The 17,212-nt window shown below is 60.6% G+C and carries 18 protein-coding genes; 9 read left to right on the top strand and 9 right to left on the bottom strand.

What is annotated here, in order from left to right:
* Positions 1-101 precede the first annotated feature (101 nt).
* A complete protein-coding gene (locus DDE76_RS18430) occupies positions 102-455 on the top strand; it encodes a hypothetical protein (protein ID WP_104893323.1) in 354 nt (117 codons plus the stop codon).
* Positions 456-734: 279 nt separating this feature from the next.
* Here the strand turns inward: DDE76_RS18430 and DDE76_RS18425 are convergent, their stop codons facing one another.
* The 5 genes from DDE76_RS18425 to DDE76_RS18405 form a co-directional block, all read right to left on the bottom strand.
* Positions 735-1,448: a HoxN/HupN/NixA family nickel/cobalt transporter gene (locus DDE76_RS18425; protein WP_157955911.1), complete on the bottom strand. Its 714-nt coding sequence runs from the start codon at positions 1,446-1,448 to the stop codon at positions 735-737.
* Complete coding sequence (locus tag DDE76_RS18420; protein WP_104893325.1) at positions 1,445-2,749, bottom strand: MFS transporter; 1,305 nt, start codon at positions 2,747-2,749, stop codon at positions 1,445-1,447. The genes DDE76_RS18425 and DDE76_RS18420 overlap by 4 nt, the downstream gene beginning before the upstream one ends.
* An 11-nt stretch (positions 2,750-2,760) precedes the next feature.
* Positions 2,761-3,036, bottom strand: coding sequence for a metal-sensing transcriptional repressor (locus DDE76_RS18415; protein ID WP_104893326.1), 276 nt, complete (start codon positions 3,034-3,036; stop codon positions 2,761-2,763).
* A 61-nt stretch (positions 3,037-3,097) separates the two neighbouring features.
* Positions 3,098-3,871: a hypothetical protein gene (locus tag DDE76_RS18410; RefSeq protein WP_104893327.1), complete on the bottom strand. Its 774-nt coding sequence runs from the start codon at positions 3,869-3,871 to the stop codon at positions 3,098-3,100.
* 13 nt (positions 3,872-3,884) lie between these two features.
* On the bottom strand, positions 3,885-4,550 hold the full coding sequence (locus tag DDE76_RS18405) for a HupE/UreJ family protein (RefSeq protein WP_425430645.1): 666 nt from the start codon (positions 4,548-4,550) through the stop codon (positions 3,885-3,887).
* A gap of 228 nt (positions 4,551-4,778) precedes the next feature.
* Between DDE76_RS18405 and DDE76_RS19660 the strand changes: the two genes are divergently transcribed.
* The 5 genes from DDE76_RS19660 to DDE76_RS18380 all read left to right on the top strand — a co-directional run bounded on the left by DDE76_RS19660 (position 4,779) and on the right by DDE76_RS18380 (position 10,101).
* Positions 4,779-5,282 carry a hypothetical protein gene (locus DDE76_RS19660; protein ID WP_157955910.1) on the top strand — a complete coding sequence of 168 codons (504 nt, stop codon included), beginning with the start codon at positions 4,779-4,781 and terminating at the stop codon, positions 5,280-5,282.
* Between the two features lie 439 nt (positions 5,283-5,721).
* Positions 5,722-6,339 carry a cytochrome c gene (locus DDE76_RS18395; protein WP_104893330.1) on the top strand — a complete coding sequence of 206 codons (618 nt, stop codon included), beginning with the start codon at positions 5,722-5,724 and terminating at the stop codon, positions 6,337-6,339.
* Between the two features lie 4 nt (positions 6,340-6,343).
* The gene (locus tag DDE76_RS18390; protein ID WP_198650952.1) at positions 6,344-7,231 is read left to right on the top strand and encodes a c-type cytochrome; all 888 of its coding nucleotides are present in this window, start codon (positions 6,344-6,346) and stop codon (positions 7,229-7,231) included.
* An 83-nt stretch (positions 7,232-7,314) separates the two neighbouring features.
* Positions 7,315-9,684: a heavy metal translocating P-type ATPase gene (locus DDE76_RS18385; protein WP_104893331.1), complete on the top strand. Its 2,370-nt coding sequence runs from the start codon at positions 7,315-7,317 to the stop codon at positions 9,682-9,684.
* A 63-nt stretch (positions 9,685-9,747) separates the two neighbouring features.
* Positions 9,748-10,101, top strand: a complete 354-nt coding sequence (locus tag DDE76_RS18380) for a hypothetical protein (protein ID WP_116587589.1) — start codon at positions 9,748-9,750, stop codon at positions 10,099-10,101.
* On the opposite strand, the gene DDE76_RS18375 is transcribed toward DDE76_RS18380, so the two are convergent.
* The 4 genes from DDE76_RS18375 to DDE76_RS18365 form a co-directional block, all read right to left on the bottom strand.
* Positions 10,092-11,537, bottom strand: a complete 1,446-nt coding sequence (locus tag DDE76_RS18375) for a multicopper oxidase family protein (RefSeq protein WP_104893333.1) — start codon at positions 11,535-11,537, stop codon at positions 10,092-10,094. The genes DDE76_RS18380 and DDE76_RS18375 overlap by 10 nt on opposite strands.
* Positions 11,538-11,590: 53 nt before the next feature.
* On the bottom strand, positions 11,591-11,932 hold the full coding sequence (locus tag DDE76_RS19655) for a hypothetical protein (protein ID WP_157955909.1): 342 nt from the start codon (positions 11,930-11,932) through the stop codon (positions 11,591-11,593).
* A 58-nt stretch (positions 11,933-11,990) separates the two neighbouring features.
* The gene (locus DDE76_RS18370) at positions 11,991-12,470 is read right to left on the bottom strand and encodes a DUF411 domain-containing protein (protein WP_104893334.1); all 480 of its coding nucleotides are present in this window, start codon (positions 12,468-12,470) and stop codon (positions 11,991-11,993) included.
* A 121-nt stretch (positions 12,471-12,591) separates the two neighbouring features.
* The gene (locus DDE76_RS18365; RefSeq protein WP_104893335.1) at positions 12,592-12,792 is read right to left on the bottom strand and encodes a heavy-metal-associated domain-containing protein; all 201 of its coding nucleotides are present in this window, start codon (positions 12,790-12,792) and stop codon (positions 12,592-12,594) included.
* 171 nt (positions 12,793-12,963) lie between these two features.
* Here DDE76_RS18365 and DDE76_RS18360 point away from each other — a divergent pair, with 171 nt between their 5' ends.
* The 3 genes from DDE76_RS18360 to DDE76_RS18350 all read left to right on the top strand — a co-directional run bounded on the left by DDE76_RS18360 (position 12,964) and on the right by DDE76_RS18350 (position 17,106).
* Complete coding sequence (locus DDE76_RS18360; RefSeq protein ID WP_104893336.1) at positions 12,964-15,492, top strand: heavy metal translocating P-type ATPase; 2,529 nt, start codon at positions 12,964-12,966, stop codon at positions 15,490-15,492.
* Positions 15,489-15,950, top strand: coding sequence for a Cu(I)-responsive transcriptional regulator (gene cueR, locus DDE76_RS18355; protein WP_104893337.1), 462 nt, complete (start codon positions 15,489-15,491; stop codon positions 15,948-15,950). Before DDE76_RS18360 ends, cueR begins: the two co-directional genes overlap by 4 nt.
* Before the next feature lie 136 nt (positions 15,951-16,086).
* Positions 16,087-17,106, top strand: a complete 1,020-nt coding sequence (locus DDE76_RS18350) for an MFS transporter (RefSeq protein ID WP_198650951.1) — start codon at positions 16,087-16,089, stop codon at positions 17,104-17,106.
* Positions 17,107-17,212 lie beyond the last annotated feature (106 nt).

The raw sequence follows: 17,212 nt of genomic DNA, 5'->3' as shown, positions 1-17,212 counted from the left end.
TCACCTTGCAACGTGTCTGTACGATTCCTAAAATTTCGGCTGAGCATGCGGCAACCCGCGAAATGGGCCTGTAGTCAGAATCGGAGCCACTGCAGACACACATGGATAGTCAAGAGTTCAGCAAGTATGGCCATGTATTCCGTCCCGGCCTGTTTCGGCGCAGACAGGCGTTCTGGCTCAACGGTGATATCCTGCACTGGCGCAAAGGAACTAGCAGGGGACACATCGCCCTGACAGAGGTTGTGGACCTAATTTTGGTTCAAAAACCCTTCGGCAACACCTGCAGACTGATCGATTTCAACGGACGCCGCCACTATATTTCCGAAAGGCATTGGTTCGGTTGGGACGTGGACGAGCGGCATCGCTTTGGTACCAGCGAACTTCGAAGCGTCACCTTTAATTCGCTTGTCTCAGCTATCATGCGCCGGTCATTCAAGAAGACAGCGGCCCGCTAAAAGGCATTTGTAACACTCGGCGGCCAACGTAAGCGGCTCGGTGGCATCAAAGACGTTCGACGGTGCTAATGCCGAACTCACCGATGTCGCGCCAACGTCGGCCCCACTTGAGCCGGAAAACCGTTGCCGGACGAATGGCAGGTTCGGGCGCTTAGCTGCCCAACCCGAATGATGGACTTGGGGGTCGGCACCTGCCGATCGGCAACGCGCCCCATTCCGGCCACTGAGGCCCCTCAATGAGTTTTCTGAAACCGGTCATTCAATTCTAGTGTCGGGCGATCAGAGGAGAGCCTTCAGAAGCGGACCGGATGCCACTCCGAGCAAAACTACGCCGGTCAAACCGAGTATGACCCGGCTGGCCAATACGGACTGGCGCAGCAAATCACCAAGGCGTTCAGCGCCAAAGAATGCTGCAAGGCCGACGCCACCAAGGACGCTGCCAACGCCAATCAACATGGCAAGAGCAAAGAACAAGCCAGCCTCGGGCGCTCCCAGCGAAGAGGCCATCACAACGGTGAACAAGGTCAGCGGACAGGGAATTAGTCCTGCAGCAATAGCAAAGAGGCCATGGTGAGGATGTCCTTTGGCAGGCCAGATTGCACGCAAGATCATCCACAGGGCGATGCCGACCAGAATGGTCTGGCTGATCGTTTCAAGCAAAGGGGCCCGGCCCGCCTGCGTGATGGTGCGCTGCACCAGCCAATTGGCGCCGAGGCCGACCACAACGGCGCTGCCGATATGCGTCGCGCTCAAGAGCATGGAGGTGCCGAGGGCCTTAAGGAGGCCAAGCCGTTCCCCCACCACGAAACTGGCCAGGACCAGCTTGTTGTGCCCCGGCGTCAATGCATGGGCCATGCCGAAGAGAATTGCGAGCGGCATGGCGCCCAACAGGGCGAGCCAATCACCCCCTGCGGCAAAGGCGGCGACCTGATCGGCAACGCCCTGCCTGATATCGGTCTGGACGGCTACCAGCCATGAAAAGAGATCCGTCACCGGCCCGGCCAAGCCGTGTGTTCGGCGTCGATGACATAGGCATGGACGTGGCTGTGGCCATGCCCGGCCAGATGGGGATGGTCGGCGGGGAGGTCGTCGTGGCTGTGCGCGATTTCTTCAGGATCGCCCTTTGGCCAGAGGCGGGTGGCGGCCACGACCCCCGCGAAGGCGATTGCTGCCATCACCACAAAGGTTATGGGCATGCCGACGGTGGCACCTAACCAGCCGGCGAGCGGATAGCTCAGGAGCCATGTCGCATGGGACAAGGCAAACTGAGCGGCGAACAGTGCAGGGCGATCTTCGGGGTGCGATGACCTCCGGATGAGGCGGCCGGTCGGTGTCTGTGTGGCCGAATAGCCGACGCCGACCACGAACCACAGCACAAGTAGCGTGGCATAGCTGCCGACGAAACTGCCGACCAGCATGGTCGTGGCAAGCAGGCTGGCCCCGACGATCATCACCGGACGATCGGCAAAACGATCCAGCAATTTTGGCAAAGCCAGTGCTGCGACCATGGAACCGCCGCCAAAGGCCGCAAGGGCGATGGCCGTGGCCTGCTGGTCGAGCCCAAAGCCCGACTGCACCAGCACAACCGTATTGACGATAACCATGGCGCCCGCCGCCGAGACGGCAAAGGTCAGGGCCAGCAGCCCGCGCAGCCGTGGCGTCTTGAGATAGATGCGCATGCCGCGCGTGGTCCGATCATAGATTCCGCGGGGCACAGCAGGTTTCGGGCCGGGTAGGATGACCGAAACGACGAGCAGGGCCGAAGCGACAAAGCCGATGACCGTGCCGGCAAACAGGCTGTTGAAGGAGATGACTGTCAAGAGGGCGGCCGCCAGCAGCGGACTTGCGACGCTTTCTAGATCATAGGCAAGGCGCGAGAGGGAGAGCGCCCGCGTATAATCCTTCTCGTCCGGCAAGACATCGGGAATGGTGGCCTGAAAGGTCGGCGTGAAGGCCGCAGAGGCCGATTGCAGCACGAAGATCAGCACATAGACCTGCCAGATTTCGCTCACGAAGGGCAAAAGAACCGCGACGGCGGCCCGCACCAGATCGAGGCTCACCAGCATGGTGCGGCGCGGCAGGCGCTCGGCAAAGGCCGAGGCAATGGGCGCCACCCCGACATAGGCGATCATCTTGATGGCCAGAGCGGTTCCCAGCACCGCCCCCGCATCGGCACCGGCCAGTTGATAGGCCAGAAGCCCGAGGGCCACAGTGGCCAGGCCTGTGCCAACAAGCGCGATGACCTGTGCCATGAACAGGTGTCGATAGGTGCGATTGGCAAGGACGGCCAGCATGGGATCGGCTTTCAGAGGTAGCGGGTAATTTCGCGGAAACCGTCAATGGCGGAGGCGTCTACCGTGCCATCTTCGGCGACGGCGTCTGTCAGGCAGTGATCAAGATGATCGTGGATCAGGGTCTTCTTGGCCTGCTGAATAGCCTTTTCGACGGCATGGAGTTGCTGGGCAACATCCACACAAGGGCGCCCGCTTTCGATCATTTCGATAACTGATCTGAGATGGCCATCGGCGCGCTTCAGGCGTTTGATGATGTCGGGATGCGAGGCATGGATGTGTTCATTCATGCACCAACACCTATCCCCCTAGGGGGGATAGGTCAATGTGAGCTTTGGTTTCCTGTCGCGGTTAGATCAGCTTCCGCAGTTCGCTATAATCGCCGCCGGTCCGCAGCGTGACAGTGACGTTTTCAGCGCCACGATTGCGGAAGAACCACCCGTGGGTGCCGGAGACAGGCGGCACCATTTGACCACTGTCTCCGGCCACGCCGCGCCCCTGCTCATAGGACAGGGACTGCCCCTCGCCTTCGCCATGCGCGTCGTAGTTGATGACACCGCCATCGACCAGGAACTCATAGGTGGCGACGGCACCAGCTTGCATGACGAGCTTGTATTCGGTGCCTTCGCCCGGAGTCAGGGTGAAACTGATCTCGTCGCGCCAGAGTGATGCCGGAGGTTGAGGCTCAGGCTCGGCCGGCATGGGGACAGCCGCAACCTGTTCAACGGGCGTTTCAGCAAGCGGCGGCAAAGCCACAGGCTGCGGTGTCTGCAATTGCTCGATGAGCTGCTCGATTGCATCCACGCGCGCCTCGAGCTCGGCAGTGTCCGGCGCGACTGCCGAAGTGTCCGGCGCGGCCGATGGCGTGGGCACGAAGGTGCCGCTGGCGACCTGGGCGCTCAGAGCATCAGCTGCCGCCGCTTCTTCGGCCAATTGTATCTTGATCTCGCCCATGGCCGTCAATCCGGTCAGGCGACCAACGCCAGTGACGTCGATCCCGTATTCGGAGGGCAGCACAATAGTGACGAGAATGGCGACGGCGCCGATGGCCGCGATTGCGGTGGAGCGGATCAGACGTTCAGTCGTCGGCAGTTCGGCCTTGGTCGGAAAGGGTGTGTTGTACATTGGCAAGAGCCTTTCAGGGCACGACCATGAGGCCGACGAGCTGGTATCCCACCAGCACGAAACCGGCGCACATCATGGCGACATTGGCAGAGTAGGCGAGCTTCCAGAACGAGCGCGTCCGGCGCCAGAAGCCCATCAGGATGAGTATGGTGGCCAAAGCCAGCAATTGGCCGATCTCGACGCCAACATTGAAGGCAATCAGGTTCGGCAGGAGGCCATCGGGCGACATGTCATATTCCAGCACCTTCGTGGCGAGGCCCAGGCCATGGAACAGGCCAAAGATGAGCGTCGCCGCCTTGGTATTGGGCTGAAAGCCGAGCCAGCGCTGAAAGGCCCCGAGATTGTCGAGGGCCTTGTAGACCACCGACAGCCCAATGATCGCATCGATCAGATAGGAACTGATGGCCCAGTCGAAATAGACACCCAGCAGCATTGTGGTCGAATGGCCGATGGCGAACAGCGACACATAGGTGCCGATATGCTCCATCCGGTAGAGGAAGAAGATGACCCCAAGCAGGAAGAGAATGTGGTCATAACCAGTGATCATGTGCTTGGCCCCCAGATAGATATAGGGGAAGAGGTGCATGCCGGAAATTTCGGCAATATAGCCAGCGTCACTGGTGTCGACACCATGAGCCTGTGCAGCGCCGATTGCCGCCACATAGGCCAATAGCGCCATGATAAGTGCAGTCCAGGGGCGTCCTCCGCCGCCTGTCCACGAGAAAATATTGAACATGATGCTTGTCCGTGAACGTGATCAGGAGCCGAGCGCGCCCGGCAGCGGTCACATCACGACGCGCGGGGGTCTCTCAGGACCGGTGGGCCCACGATTCTGATAGGGTCTTTCGGCCAGGCTCACCCAGGCGTTCACCCAGGCGGGTCGAAAGTCCGCGACTACGAAAAGGGGATGCGGCAAATCGTGCCCATGCTCAATCGCATCGTGAGCGCCGTCGGCGAGGTCGCCGTGCACATGGCCATGACTGGTGGCTTCTTCAACAACCGTGGCAACGGCATGGTTGTGGGCTGCAGACGCCGTAACTGGCGCAACCAGAAGGCCGCCAAGAACCAGCGACAAGAGCACCACCAGCCATTTTGCGGGTTGCTGAACCATGTATCGAGCCTGCAATGGCAGGGTAAAACCTTCGTAAACGAGCCTGTGGCCCGCTATGGCAGTAATCCGGTGCCATGTCCAATAAACGCAGATTTCAGCGCGGGTATTCGACCGTCACGATCCAAAGGAGGCGCCGCGATCAGCCTGCCTATTGGCCCGAAAGGGAACCACTCTTGGGCAGCTTTGACGTTCTGCCGGCAAATAGCCGTCAGAACGCCCCGCAGTCTGAGTCGCTGGACCGAAGGATTGCGGAGGTTTCCATATCCAGACGGGCAGATGCACGACTGCAAGTCGTCATAAGTAGCCATAGATCTGGGCCCTTGATGGATTGCCACATACAGGTCAAGCTAACAGGCGAACGTCTTGGTGGGATTCGCCGTTGTCCAAGCTGCGCGCTATTGCCAACATTTTGGCCATCGCAATGGTCTTTCTCCTCGGCGCGGTCTCCGCTCACTCAGAAGAGTATGTGCACACCCACGGCGACAGTCAGACGGTGGTTGCCGAGCGTGCCGCTGACTCGGGGGCATCAGGTTCGCACCACGATAGTACAAGCCCTTCGGTGCACTGTGGCGTGCCCATTCTTGTGCCCTCGAATGTGTGTGACTCCACACAGCTTGAGGTCGTCTACGTGTCCTATTTCTCGCTCGAACTCGAGCGATCCTTAGGCCTGGTGACTGAGATCCCACGCCCACCGCGAGGCTGAACCGCTCACCCCAGCGTTCAGCATCCGGAAAGAGACATGACATTCAAATTACCCAATCCCGGGGCAATTGCCTTTGGGACACTTCTGACCACCGCCGTTGCCCTCGGTCACAATGGCGCAACTGGCATTGTTGCTGACCGCATGATGGGCATGATGATGCTCGGCCAGCAGATGCAGATATTGGCGCCGTTGGCGGAAAGTCCAATGCAGACGGACCGTGCCGCTGTAGAACAGGCCGCAACCATGATCCTCAGGCATGCGGGCGCGTCCATGACGGACCTATTCCCCGAAGGTAGCCTGGACGCCCCCAGCGTGGCCCGACCGGAAATCTGGGAGCGATGGCAGGATTTCAGCCGGTTAGCCGGGCAACTTGAAAGTCTCGGCGCCGAATTGCGTGACGCTGCCAGAGATCCCGTCACCACGGGATCAGTCACGCCCATTGCGGAAAATCCCGCGCCTCGCCCCACAACTGAGTGGGAGAGAATGGATTTTGCCTGGCTGATGGGTCTGTCATCCAGGCCAGCTGCAACGGCCAATCATGAGGATGCTCCGGTACAAGCGGAAGCGGCCGAAGCCATGGGGCGGTCCGTAGGCGACATTTATGCCGATATTGCTCAGACCTGCGCGTCTTGCCATGCGTCGTTTAGGCGGTAGGGCCGTGAAGAGACTGCTTGTTATCTTGGCCTTTGCCGTAACCCTCGCCTTTACGGCGGTGATCACTCTGCAACTCTGGCCGCTCGAAGCGAGCGTGCCTGCTGCAAATCTTGCCGGCGACCCCAAGCGCGGTGCGTATCTCGCCCGTCTTTCCGGTTGTATTACCTGCCACACTGCGCCCGAGGCCGCCGCCTTGTCCGGTGGAAGCCCACTAACCTCGCGATTTGGCACTTTCTATCCGCCCAACATTACGCCTGACCCGGAGACCGGGATAGGAGCATGGACCTATGCGCAGTTTGTTGCCGCAGTGCGGCAAGGCGTTTCGCCGGCCGGCGAACCCTATTACCCAGCGTTTCCGTATGAGTTCTATGCCAGCCTGACTGATCAGGATCTGGCGGATTTGTGGTCTGCGATCCAGGCGACGCCTCCTGTCAGCCGATCGGATCAACCACATGATGTCGGCTTCCCGTTCAATATCAGAAGCGGCCTCAAAATCTGGAGGTCGTTCTTTGAACAGCCGCACATCTATGCGCCGCATCCTGACCGCACCGCGGCCTGGAATCGAGGCCGCTATCTGGTTCTTGGTCCCGCGCACTGTGCTGCCTGTCATACGCCGCGCAATCTTATCGGCGGCTTGCCTTCAGACATGGTGCTTTCCGGCGACCCGAACATGCAGGATGGCGGGCAGTCACCCGCCTTGACCAGTTCGGATCTCCGAGAGAAGGGGTACACTTCTGAAGCGCTGGTCCGCGCTTTAAGGACCGGAATCGGTCCTGACGGCGATGCATTTGGAGGCTCGATGGCAGAAGTGGTGCATGGCAGCACGGCCTATCTGCTCGATCGCCACCTGCAGGACATGGCGACATACTTGTTGGACATGGACGAACCCTGATCCGCTCCGAGGTCTATGATGAATCTGGGTTGACCTTGCCACGGTAGGAAGGTGCAAGATTTCTGGCTCCTGGAGGTGCCACCATGCCAAACGCCCATGACCACCACCATGCTCATGCGCATGGTCACGCGTCGCATCAGCATGAAGACAAGTCGCCGCCAACCATGACCAAGGATCCCGTTTGCGGCATGGATGTCGACCCGTCGACGGCGAGGTTTCAGGCCACTTTCGACGGGCGAACCTTCTATTTCTGCTCACAGAACTGTCACGACAAGTTCAAGGCCAATCCAGAGCAAGATGTAGCGGCGGTGCCGGCAAAGGCAGCACCGGCACCCGAAGGCACTGTCTGGACCTGCCCCATGCATCCGCAGATCCGGCAGTCAGGGCCCGGCTCATGCCCCATATGCGGGATGGCGCTGGAACCGGAAATGCCCACGGCCGACGATGCTCCCAGCTCTGAGTTACGCGATATGACGTTGCGTTTCTGGGTCGGCACGGCGCTCGCCGCACCGGTGTTCGTCCTGGAGATGACCGCGCATCTTGTCGATCTGCATGGGGTCTTTTCTGGTCAGGCGCTCAACTGGATCCAGCTTGTTCTGGCGACGCCCGTCGTTCTCTGGGCCGGATGGCCCTTCTTCCAGCGCGGTGCTGCGTCGGTGGTTAATCGCAGCCTGAACATGTTCACGCTGATCGCCATGGGTATTGGGGTGGCCTGGCTCTATTCCATGCTGGCGACATTGGTTCCGGACCTCTTCCCCTCGTCCATGCGCGGCATGGATGGCGCCGTGCCAGTGTACTTCGAGGCGGCCGCAGTCATCACCGCGCTGGCTTTGCTTGGGCAGGTTGTTGAGCTTCGGGCCCGCGAACAGACATCGGGTGCGATGAAAGCCCTGCTTGGTCTTGCCCCCAAGACGGCGAGGCGCATCAGCTCGGATGGCGCTGACGAGGAAGTCGAGGTGGACGCAGTGATGGTTGGCGACCATCTGCGCGTTCGGCCAGGCGAGAAGGTGCCGGTCGACGGCACTGTTCTGGAGGGGCGCAGTGCCGTGGACGAATCCATGGTCACCGGAGAATCAATGCCAGTCACGAAGGTCGAAGGCGCGAGGCTAATCGGCGGAACGATCAACCGCTCCGGCGGCCTGGTCATGCAGGCCACCGAAATCGGACGCGACACCATGCTGTCGCGCATTGTTCAACTGGTCGCAGCAGCGCAACGGTCGCGGGCACCAATTCAGCGGCTTGCCGATCAGGTTTCGGGCTGGTTCGTGCCTCTGGTGATTGTCATCGCTGCTTTAGCGTTTCTGGCCTGGATGATGTGGGGGCCCGAGCCTAGCCTGGCACACGCCTTGGTCGCCGCCGTTTCAGTTCTCATCATTGCCTGTCCATGTGCCCTGGGTCTGGCCACGCCGATGTCCATCATGGTGGGCGTGGGCAAGGGCGCTCAGCTGGGCCTCCTGATCAAGAATGCCGAGGCCCTGGAGCGGCTGGAAAAGATCGACACGATCGTGGTCGACAAGACCGGAACGTTGACGGAGGGCCGTCCAAGCCTCACCCGAATAATGTCGGCGGATGGTTTCGACGAGACCCAGCTCCTGACGCTTGCAGCCAGTCTCGAACGCGCCAGCGAACATCCTCTGGGCGTGGCCATCGTTGCCGCCGCAGAGGATCGCAAACTCAAATTGTCTGCGCCGAGCGATGTTGACTCTCCTGTCGGCAAGGGCCTGACGGGCATAGTCGAAGGCCGCCGGGTTCTGATCGGCAGCGCAAAGTATCTCCAGGCCGAGGGCGTGGAACTGGGCAATTGGCGATCCCGCGCCGACGATGTACGCGCCGAGGGGGCGACGGTCGTTCTTGTCTCGGTCGACGGCAATGTCGCTGGCGCCCTCGGCATAGCCGATCCGATCCGTTCCACGACCGCAGAAGCGCTTGCCGACCTGCGGAGCCAGGGCATAAGTGTGGTCATGATGACAGGCGACAATGCAGTAACTGCCAAGGCCGTTGGTCAAAAGCTCGGAATCGACAATGTCGAAGCCGACGTCCTTCCCGAGCGCAAAAGTGCAGTGGTTGAACATCTGAGAAGCCAGGGTAAGGTGGTCGCCATGGCTGGCGATGGCGTCAACGACGCACCGGCCCTTGCGGCGGCTGATGTCGGTATCGCCATGGGCACCGGCACCGACGTGGCTATGGAAAGTGCTGGCGTGACCTTGCTCAATGGCGATTTGATCGGCATTGCCAGAGCAAAGCGCCTGTCGCACGCCACCATGCAGAACATCCGCCAGAACCTGTTCCTGGCCTTTGTCTATAATGCGGCCGGTGTCCCAATCGCCGCAGGCGTTCTCTATCCGGTCTTTGGCCTGACCTTGTCTCCGGCTATTGCGGCGGCGGCCATGGCCCTGTCCTCGGTGAGTGTGATTGGCAATTCGCTACGCCTGCGTTCAGCCCGGATCAAATAGCGAGGGGCCGGTGTAACCTGTCGATAAGGCGGCGGTGGTAGGCCCAAGCAGGGAGGGCCTACCATGCTCAACGCGCTTAAGACTAATCTCAGCGAGCTTTTGCACCTCAGCAAGGACGCGCTTCATATTCACCTGGGGCTGGCGATCTATCTGGTCGTCTTCCTGACTTTGTCCCGGGGACGCTGGTTCTGGCTCCCCTGGGCGACCGTGCTCGCGTTTGAGCTGGTCAACGAGGCCGTGGACATCTTCCATCATGGTCCGTCCACAGCCGAACTTGGTGGCTCGGCAAAGGACATCGTCAACACCATGCTCTGGCCCACTGTGCTCCTGGTCGGGACGCACATCTTGCTCCGCCGCGCCCATCGGATTGACGGAGCGGGCGGAGCAGAGAGCTCGGAGGCTGGGCGTCAGCCGTAAACCACTTCGGTCATCATGCCAGTGGCCATGTGGTAGAGGTTGTGGCAGTGGAACAGCCAGCGCCCGGGGTTATCAGCGTCAAAGCTGATGCCGACCGTGGCCATGGGCGGCACGAGAACGGTGTCGCGCACCGCGCCGTTCAAGGCCCGCCCGTTGAGCGACGTGACCTGGAAATGATGACCATGCAGGTGCATGGGGTGGGCCATCATCGAATGGTTCATGATCTCCAGCGTCACCCTTTCACCCTCGGCCACCGTCAACGGGCGACGATTGGGCCAGGGGGCATTGTCCAGGTTCCAGGCATAGGGGGCCATTGACCCCATGATCATGGTCTGGATCGTCCGGTCGGCTGCCCTCGACACCAGAGGATGGCGCGAGACCAGCTTTTCTTCCAGTGACAGATCGACTGGCGCCTCGACCTGTTCGGCCATTCGCGAAATCTTCGGAATCTCGGCGCCATTGACGGCAATGATGACGCCGGTGCGGTCCGCGAGGCCCTCCACCTGCGCCAAGACCGGAACCACCGATTTGCCCTTCATGTCAATCAGGAGGTCAAGTCGCTGGGCTGGCGTCATGGGGAAGCGATTGCCGGTGATGGGTTCGACGTCATTTCCGTCTACGGCCAAGACAGTCGCTTCGGTATCTCCCAGGTTGATCCAGAAGGCGCTTGCCGTTGCTCCATTGATCAGGCGCAGCCTGACCCTGCCATCGGGTTCGGTCCGAATGATCTGCGGGTCCTCGAGCGTGCGATCATTGGCTAGGAAAGCATCATAGGCGACGTCGTTGAGATCCATGGACATCATTCCATGGTCCATGCCGCCCATCATCATCCCACCATCCATGGGCATGGCGCTGCCCGACATGTTGTGCATGTCGTGGCCACCGCTTTGACCACCCGTCAGCTCAGAAAGGATTTCATCGGGCGCGCGGAACGAGAAGTCATGCAGCAGAACGGTTTCATCCTGCATATCGGCATTTTCGTCCTCGGCGGTGTAAACGACGAGCGGCGCGGCGAGCAGCGACTGCTCCTGCAACCCGTGATGCGAATGCATCCAATGCGTTCCGCTGCGCGCCGGGAAGTCGAAGGACCGGGTTTCGTCCGCAGCGAGAGGGGAGACATAGCCGGTGTCGGACACGCCGTCCTGAGCGGGATCGGGGACCTGGCCGTGCCAGTGGATGATGGTTTCAGTGCCGATCTGGTTTTCGAGGTCGACCAGAAAGCGTTCGCCGGCAGGCAGAAACAGACCTTGTCGTCCGTCCTGATCACGAATGCCGAAGACGTTGGCCGGTTTGCCCAGAACGTCAATGACCCGCCGCTCGGCAACCAGAGTGCGGGGAGTTGATTGCTGGGCCAGCGCGAAGCGCGGCAGGGCCACGCTACCGGCAAGGGCGAGGGATGCGCCAACAAATGTGCGGCGAGAGAGCAGAGTGCTCATGGAAAACTCCAATATCTGAAAGAAGGATCGGCCCGGAGGCCATCAACGCAGCTTCAGATATGGATAGGCGGCCTGAACAGAGGCGGCTGCCAGGACTGAGACCCTTGGGTCAATCTCGGAAGCGCGGCAATTCGGGACGTGGCAAACCCCAACTCGGCCGCAAGAGACAGTGGCAAGCCCATACAGGAGGGGCAAAGCTGTTGAGCACAATCGTTCACCGCCAGTTCGCTTACATGGCCTGATTTTTTTAGACCATGACCATGATGGTCGCAGGGTTGGGCTATGGTCGTTTCAGCGTGATGCGTTGCGGCATGTCCCGTCGAAGCAAAGACCATCAAGGCGTTGAGCGTCAGCGCCATCAACAAGGTCATCAGTGCTTGAAATTTGCGCTTCATGTGTGCTCGAGGAATGACTTCGTTTTCATCTGGTCCCGCATTCTGGCGGGGTCAAGGGTTACACACGTTGGTGACCGACGAACCGCATGAAGACAAAATCACCCGAGCCGTCAAATGCCATCACGTCGTACTCATCGGGGTCGCTCCCCGCCGGACCTTCCATCCCTGGTGAACCAATGGGCATGCCGGGAACGGCCAGACCCCGGATCTGCGGGCGCTGATCAAGCAAGGCAACGACGGCTTCGGCCGGCACATGACCTTCAATCACGTATCTGTCAATTGTCGCCGTGTGGCATGAACGAAGCTCGGTCGGAACTCCGAGATTGTCCTTGACGGTCTCCATCTCCTCGATCTCTTCCACATCGATCGCAAACCCGGCTTTCTCAAGGTGGTGTGCCCATCCGGTGCAACAACCACACCAGGGATCTTTCTTGATCGAGATCACCGGGGCTGCGGCCTGCGCCAGCGCTGGCATTGCGGCGGCTCCACCCAAGAGGCTCAGAGTGCCAACGGCAAATGTACGTCGGGTGATCAGCATAAGCAGCCTTTCTATCCTTAGAAGTCGGCAATTTAGTGTGCGGACATTCTGTCCACGTGATGGCAAGCCGGACAAAGCGACCATAGGACCGCTTTGCCCGGCTGCCATTGATCTGGCGCAATCAAGCGGCCAGCGTGCCGGAATATCCCGCCAGCTTGATGGCATCGGCGATGTCCTGCGCTGGGCGGACCGTTTCCACCTGCACCTTGCGGGCGGCGACGTCGATCTTGATTTCGCAAGTCGGGTCCGTGCTTTTGACGGCCTTCTCAATGGTTGAGGCGCAATGGCCGCAGGTCATGTCGGAGACAGTGAAGTTATACATCTCGTGTCCTTTCTGGTTGAGACACGATGGAAGATGGTTGTTCCCACGGTGGGAGGGTCAAGGCCCGATCTGCAGATTTTTTAGTCTAGGAACTTTCTCGCAAAAAGCGCTTGACCTTACCAACGTTGGAAGCCCCAGATGGAATGGCAGTCGAAATGAAAGGACTGCAAAATGTCTACGGACACCATCTCTTCCGGATCCAGGTTCGAGTTCCCCATTGAAGGCATGACCTGCGCCTCCTGCGTGCTGCGGGTGGAAAAGGCGATTGCCGCCGTCCCCGGTACGATCAAGGCCATTGTCAACCTGGCCACCGAGCGGGCGAGCGTGGAGACCGATGGATCAGTGCCGCCGAGCGCCATTGTGGCGGCCATCAACTCGGCCGGCTACGAAACCAGCGTCGAAAGCTTTGAACTCGAAATCGAGGGCATGACCTGCGCTTCATGCGTCGGACGCATCGAGCGGGCCCTCTCCGCCGTTCCCGGCGTCATCAGCGCCAGCGTCAATCTCGCCACTGAAAAGGCAACCATTAGTGCGACTGGTGGCCTGGTCACGCGCGCCGTGCTCGAAGCCACGGTCAAGGAGGCCGGCTATGACGTGCGTCAAATCGCGTCCGAGGCCGGTGCCGAACCGGTACCCGCCAGCGATCGCAAGGCGGCAGAGGCGCGCAAGCTCAGCTGGGCCTTCGGCCTTTCAGCGGTCCTGACCGCGCCGCTCTTTGTTATGGAAATGGGCTCGCACTTCATTCCGGCGGTGCACATGTTCATCATGAACACCATCGGCATGCAGACAAACCACTATCTGCAATTCATCCTGGCCACCGTCGTCCTGTTCGGACCCGGCCTGCGCTTCTTCCAGAAGGGCATTCCGGCCCTGCTGCGCGGCGCCCCGGACATGAACTCGCTCGTCGTCCTGGGCACGTCGGCCGCCTGGGGCTTCTCTGTCGTCTCCACCTTCTTCGGCGGCCTGCTCCCTGCCGGCACTGCCAATGTCTACTATGAAGCGGCGGCGGTCATCGTGACGCTGATCCTTCTCGGGCGCCTTCTTGAGGCGCGGGCCAAGGGCCGCACCAGCCAGGCCATCCAACGCCTCGTCGGCTTGCAGGCCAAGACCGCGCGCGTTGTACGCGACGGGACCGTGATTGAACTGCCGCTCGAGGCCGTCCGTGCTGGCGACCGCATCCAGATCCGCCCCGGCGACAAGGTTCCGGTCGATGGTGTGGTTCGGTCTGGCGAGTCCTATGTTGACGAAGCCATGATCACCGGCGAGCCTATTCCCGTCCGCAAGGGCGAGGGTGACGAAGTGGTTGGCGGCACGATCAACAAGACGGGCTCCTTCGAATTCGAAGCCACCAAGGTCGGTGCCGACACGCTTCTGGCGCAGATCATCCGCATGGTCGAGGCCGCCCAGGGCTCCAAGCTGCCCATCCAGGCACTTGTCGATCGCGTCACCGGGGTCTTTGTCCCGGTCGTTATTGCAATCGCTCTGGCCACCTTTGCCGTCTGGTTTGTGTTTGGCCCGTCGCCACAGCTCACCTTCGCACTGGTCAATGCCGTTGCCGTGCTGATCATCGCCTGCCCGTGTGCCATGGGCCTGGCGACCCCTACCTCAATCATGGTCGGCACTGGCCGCGCTGCCGAACTGGGTATCCTGTTCCGCAAGGGCGAGGCGCTGCAGACCCTGCGTGATGTCAATGTTGTTGCTCTCGACAAGACCGGTACCCTGACCAAGGGCCGGCCTGAACTGACCGACCTGATCGTGACCGAGGGCTTTGATCGCACCGAAGTTCTGCGTCAGGTGGCGAGCCTTGAAACCCTCTCGGAGCATCCCATCGCCGAAGCCATCGTTGCCGCTGCTGAAAAGGGCGAGCTGACTCTTGCAGCGCCCCAGGGGTTTGAAGCTACGCCTGGCTATGGGATTTCCGGCATTGTAGACGGTCACAAGGTTCTTGTTGGTGCCGATCGCGCCCTGGCCAAGGCCGGTATTTCAGTCGAACACTTTGCCGGCAATGCCCGCAAGCTGGGTGATGAAGGCAAGAGCCCGCTCTATGCCGCCATTGACGGAAAGCTGGCCGCCATCATCGCCGTCGCCGACCCGATCAAGCCAACCAGCCGCAGCGCCATTGCGGCCCTTCATAAGCAGGGCCTGAAAGTGGCGATGATTACCGGCGACAATGCTCGCACGGCCAACGCCATCGCCCGCCAGCTCGGCATTGACGAAGTGGTTGCCGAGGTCCTGCCCGAAGGCAAGGTCGACGCCATCAAGCGTCTGCGTGCCGATGGTCGCCAGCTGGCTTTTGTTGGCGACGGCATCAACGACGCGCCGGCGCTGGCCGAGGCCGATGTCGGCCTGGCCGTTGGCACCGGCACCGACATTGCCATCGAGAGTGCGGACGTTGTTCTGATGTCGGGTGATCTGCACGGTGTGTCCACCGCTCTGTCGATCAGCCGGGCAACGATCCGCAACATCAAGCAGAACCTGTTCTGGGCTTTCGCATACAATGCTACACTGGTGCCGGTTGCTGCCGGGATCGCCTATCCTTTCACGGGTATGCTGCTCTCGCCGGCCCTTGCCGCTGGCGCCATGGCTCTGTCGAGCGTCTTCGTGCTCGCCAATGCCCTCCGCCTGCGCTCGTTTGGAGCGCAGGGTGGCGCAAGCGACAGCCGCACGGCGGCACCGCTTGAGCTGGAGTATGCAAAATGAATATCGGACACGCTGCAAAGGCCACCGGCATCTCGACCAAGATGATCCGCTACTACGAGACCATCGGTCTCATTACACCGGCACATCGCTCGGATGCAGGCTATCGCGTCTACACCGACCACGACATTCACGCACTGCGCTTCATCAACCGGGCTCGGGATCTTGGCTTCTCAGTCGAGCAGATGCGCGATCTCCTGGCGCTCTGGCGTGATCGCAGCCGCGCCAGCGCCGACGTGAAGTCCATTGCCCTTGAACATGTCGCCAAGCTGAAAGAAAAGGCGCTAGCTCTTGAGGCAATGAGTCGAACACTTGAGCATCTAGCGGAAAATTGTCATGGCGATGAACGGCCAGATTGCCCCATCATCGAAGAGTTTGCTGTTTCTCCTGCGCCAAAAGTACTGATCCGGAGAAATCCTCGATTTGGTGTTGCGGGTGAAATTGACCCACACACCCACTGATCATTTAAGGCGGTGAATTTTCACCGCCTTTTTTTATTTGAAAATTTTGTTGTTTGGGGCCTTGACTCTCCCAGCGTTGGAAGCCGGACACCGAGGTTAATCGCAATCGGCGAGAAACCTTTTCTGGGGAACTCCAATGCAAAAGTTCACACCGGATCCGAAGAGATGGGCTGCTCTGGCATTGTTGTGTGCCGCCCAATTCATCGTTATCCTCGATACCTCCATCATCGGCGTCGCCCTGCCCGCCATCCAGGCCGATCTCGGCTTTTCCGCCAGCGGTCTGAGCTGGATTTTCAACGCCTATGTCATCGCCTTTGGCGGCCTGTTGCTGCTCGGCGGTCGGTTGAGTGACCTGTTCGGCGCCCGCCGCGTTTTCACGACCGGCTTTGTCATCCTGACCGCCGCGTCCCTCCTGGCCGGCCTCGCTACAAGCCAGGAAATCCTGCTTGCCGGCCGCGCGCTGCAAGGCATCGGTGCGGCCCTGATTGCACCATCGGCCCTGACCATCGTCATGCGCCTCTTCGGCCACAATGGAGCCGAACTCGGCAAGGCCTTCGGCTTCTGGGGCGCTGCTGCAGCAGCTGGCGGCTCGGCCGGTGTCTTCCTTGGTGGCGTGATCACCGAGTGGATGGCCTGGCAGTGGACCTTCCTCATCAACGTGCCGCTCGGCCTGATCGTGCTGGCCGCCATCCCGGCTGTTCTGCGCAAGTCCGAACGGGCACGCGGCAAGGTTGACTGGTTCGGCGCGATCACCGTCACCGGCGCGTTGGTTTCACTGGTCTATGCCATTGTCACCATCGAGACGGCCGGCCTTGGCTCGCCGCTTATCCTGTCGCTGCTCGGCATTTCGCTGGCGCTCTTCGTGATCTTCCTGATCGCCCAGCGCGTTCGCCGCGAACCGCTGCTGCCCCTCGGCATCTTCAAAGCGCCGAACCTGGCCGCCGGCAATCTGGTCATGGCCCTTCTGGGTGCGGCCTGGATCCCGCTGTGGTTCTTCCTAAACCTCTACCTGCAGCAGATCCTCGGTCTCTCCGCCCTCGCCAGTGGCCTTGCGCTCCTGCCGATGACGGTTCTGATCATGATCGTCATGGTGGGCTTCCAGGGCCATCACGTGGCCACGGTCGCCTCCCGCCTCGCTCACAAGCTCGCCGCTTGAACTTCGTGGCGGAGATCAGCATCTCCGCCACTCTTCGTGAAAGCTCGTCGGTCTTGACTCGGCCAGCGTTGGAAGGCCGATGACAGACGGCACCAACCCAGCAGGT

Source organism: Devosia indica (assembly GCF_003056405.1).
Classification (GTDB): Bacteria; Pseudomonadota; Alphaproteobacteria; order Rhizobiales; family Devosiaceae; genus Devosia; species Devosia indica.
This window is presented reverse-complemented; position numbering and strand designations above follow the sequence as displayed.